Below are 3,148 nucleotides of genomic sequence, written 5' to 3'. Positions count from 1 at the left end.
AATCCACTATCAACGATTAATATTTCATTTGATGATAATGGTCCATTAACTTTTAAACTTTCGCCATTTGTGGTAACCGTTAAAAATGTTGAACTTGAACTACTGATATTTCCTTTCATTCGATATATCGGGAAAGATTCTATATTGCCTAACTCTCTTTCAACTACATGGCTACCAGTAGAATTAATCGTAAATTGCTCATCTGTAATCGCATAACCATAAGGGTCTGGACAAACAAATGTAAGTTCAAAGGAACCTGCACTTCTTAATATTCGTTCACAATCCACTTCCTCTACTAAACGTGCTAAAAAATATCTGTTTGGAATATCGTCTAGCACTAATTGTTTTAATCCTAAATTAGGGTTCAACCATTCAGCTACATCATCCAATAGATGAATTACTTCGGTAAATGAATGCTGCGGAAAAATATTACAAATGACTTTGATATATTTTTCTGATGTATCTGAACCTAGATCGGCAATTCCCATTCGACCAGGTATAACTTCAAATGCATTTCTAGGAGCGGGAGAAACTTGCCAACTAACAATTCTTGCAGTGATTTTCATGTTTTTCGAATGAACGCCATCAAATGTAAACCCCATTCATCCCACTCCTTTCTAACTTGGCACGAACCTCCCTTGTGCTCGAGACCCTGTTTGAATTAAGTTATATAATTCTTGTGAAACTTTTCTAATATCATCTTCACTTCTGACAATCATTTGTTGGATCGTAATTAATGATCCATATCCATCTTGACTTGTTGTAATACCGTTTGCCCCTACATTCACGTTTGATTGAATGTCGAAATCTGTCGGAACTGCATCTTGTATATCCTCAGAAACTTGACTCATTGCCTTATCAAAACCAACCCCTAAACCTTGAGCCATATCATCACCAATACCAGCAAATACAGTTGATGGAGATTTAATACCAAGTAAACCTTTTACTCCACTTACAATTCCACCTACAAAATTACTGATTTTATCTTTGATCCAAGTAACCATGGAGGCAATTCCATCCCAAAGACCACGTACAATATTTCGACCGATTTCGACAATTGCAATTGCTGCTTTTCCTATTCCCGTAATTAATGCCATCACAATTTGTGGTAAAGCAGCGACCAGGGAAGGTATAGCTTTAATTATGCCTACTACTAATTGCAAAATGATATGGATCCCCATATCGATAATCATCGGTAAGTTTGAGGTAATAAAGTTAATAATGGAATTTAAAATTTGTGGTAAGGCTGCAATCAATCTGGGTAATGCCGCAACAATACCTTCAGCTAATGCCATGATAATTCGTAGAGCGGCATTTAATATTTGCCCTAAATTATTGATTAACGTATCTACTATTAAAATGATTGCATCGATGACTGCTGGAATTAGCTGTGGTAAGGCATCTGCTATTCCGTTCGCTAATGCGACAACAATTTGGATAGCCGCATTAATTAAAATAGGTAAATTTTCAATGATAAACTCTGCAACAGTTGTTACTAAATATACGACCATCTCAACTAACGGCTCGATATTCCCTACAATCGCTTCAATAATTCCTGTTAATAAAGCAATTGCACCTTCTAATAAAGGTGGCAGTAAAGTAGGCAAAAGTTCTACCAATACATTCACCAGTTCTGTTAGCATCGTGGCTATCATATTAATGGCATCTGGGATATACTCTGTAATTCGATTAATTCCTTGTATTAAAAAAGATGATATTCTCTCGCCTATAGCGGTAATATCACCTTCTTGAACTCCATCATTTAATATTTCAGTTATATCTCGAACTAATTCTGTTACATCACCAACTGCCCCTTGGGCCATTTCTGCAAACTGTTCTCCAATAACGATTTGTAATCCCTCATATGCTGACTTTAAACTTCGAACCGAACCTGCAAGACCGCTCTCCATCGTATCCGACATTTGCTGTGCGGCACCATCGGCATTTTCAAGTTCCTTATATAGATTATTCATCTCATCGCCAGTTCCAGATAATAAAGCATTCACACCCGCTAGGTCTTGTTTATTGAAAATATTGCTTAATGCGTTCATTTTATCCGCTTCTGACAATCCATCGAGTTCCTTATTTAAATCGGTAAATATATCGTTCATATCTCGAATATTCCCAGATGAATCAGTAACGCTTATGCCTAGACTTTCTAATTCTTTTGCAGCAGCTGAAGTGGGAGATGTTAAAGACATAATAATGTTTCTAAGTTTCGTTCCACCTTCTGCGCCTTTTATCCCGCGGTTCGCTAGGACTCCCAACATCACATTCAATGTATCTAAATCTTGCCCAGCATTTTTCATTGTCGCTCCCGCAACAAGAATTCCTTCACCTAATTGCTGTACATCTGTGTTTGACTTTTGTGACGTCTTCGCCATTTTGTCCATGTACATGTCCATATCAGCGATTTCAAGACCTAAGGCAGCCATGGAATCTGTCACCAAGTCAGATGCCCTTGCTAAATCCATATCACCCGCAGCTGCAAGGGTAAGCACACCAGGTAATGCACCAATCGCCTGTTCTGTATCATATCCCGCTAAAGCTAGATAATTTAATGCCTCAGCTGATTCTGATGCCGAGAAACGTGTAGTTGCTCCAGCATCTTTTGCTGCTTGAGATAATTTATTAAAGGCTTCTTCCCCTTCTTCGCCTGTAAGTCCCATTGTTGCCTGAACTTGCTTCATGGCATCTTCATATTCGCCATAAACATTTAAAGAGTCCTTTATAAACTTACCTGATGCGACTGCCCCAGTTCCGATTGCAGCCATTGCCGCAGCCGCTGCTTTTAAACCGGCTACTAATACTTTACCTGCAATTTCACCCGCTGTTTTTAAACCATTCACAAGTTTTTCTACTTTTTCTCGATTAAGATTCTTTACTTCTTCTTGTGAGTCCTTCAGTTCACGTTCTAAGTTATTTAACTCAGCATTCGCATTATTTAACTGGGTTTGCCAAGAAAGTGTTCTTCTATCATTTTCTCCAAAGGATTCAGCAGCATTGGCAAGAGCCTTTTCTAGTGTTGATACTTTTTCCTTTTGTGCATCAATCTCTTTATTTAATACTGCATTTCTCGCTGTTATAGCTTTAATCGATTTATCATTTCTATCAAATTCTGATGTCACTAATTTCATTTCAGAACCTA

At 37.8% G+C, this 3,148-nt stretch carries 2 protein-coding genes; both read right to left on the bottom strand.

Annotated elements, in window-relative coordinates:
* A partial coding sequence (locus tag ACFFIS_RS09065) for a distal tail protein Dit (RefSeq protein WP_390187133.1) occupies positions 1 to 602 on the bottom strand: 602 nt, incomplete at its 3' end.
* Positions 603 to 617: 15 nt separating this feature from the next.
* Positions 618 to 3,148: phage tail tape measure protein (locus tag ACFFIS_RS09060; RefSeq protein WP_390187131.1), on the bottom strand; the 2,531-nt coding region annotated here is incomplete at its 5' end.

It is taken from the genome of Paracerasibacillus soli (assembly GCF_042432965.1).
Classification (GTDB): Bacteria; Bacillota; Bacilli; order Bacillales; family Amphibacillaceae; genus Paracerasibacillus; species Paracerasibacillus soli.
This window is presented reverse-complemented; position numbering and strand designations above follow the sequence as displayed.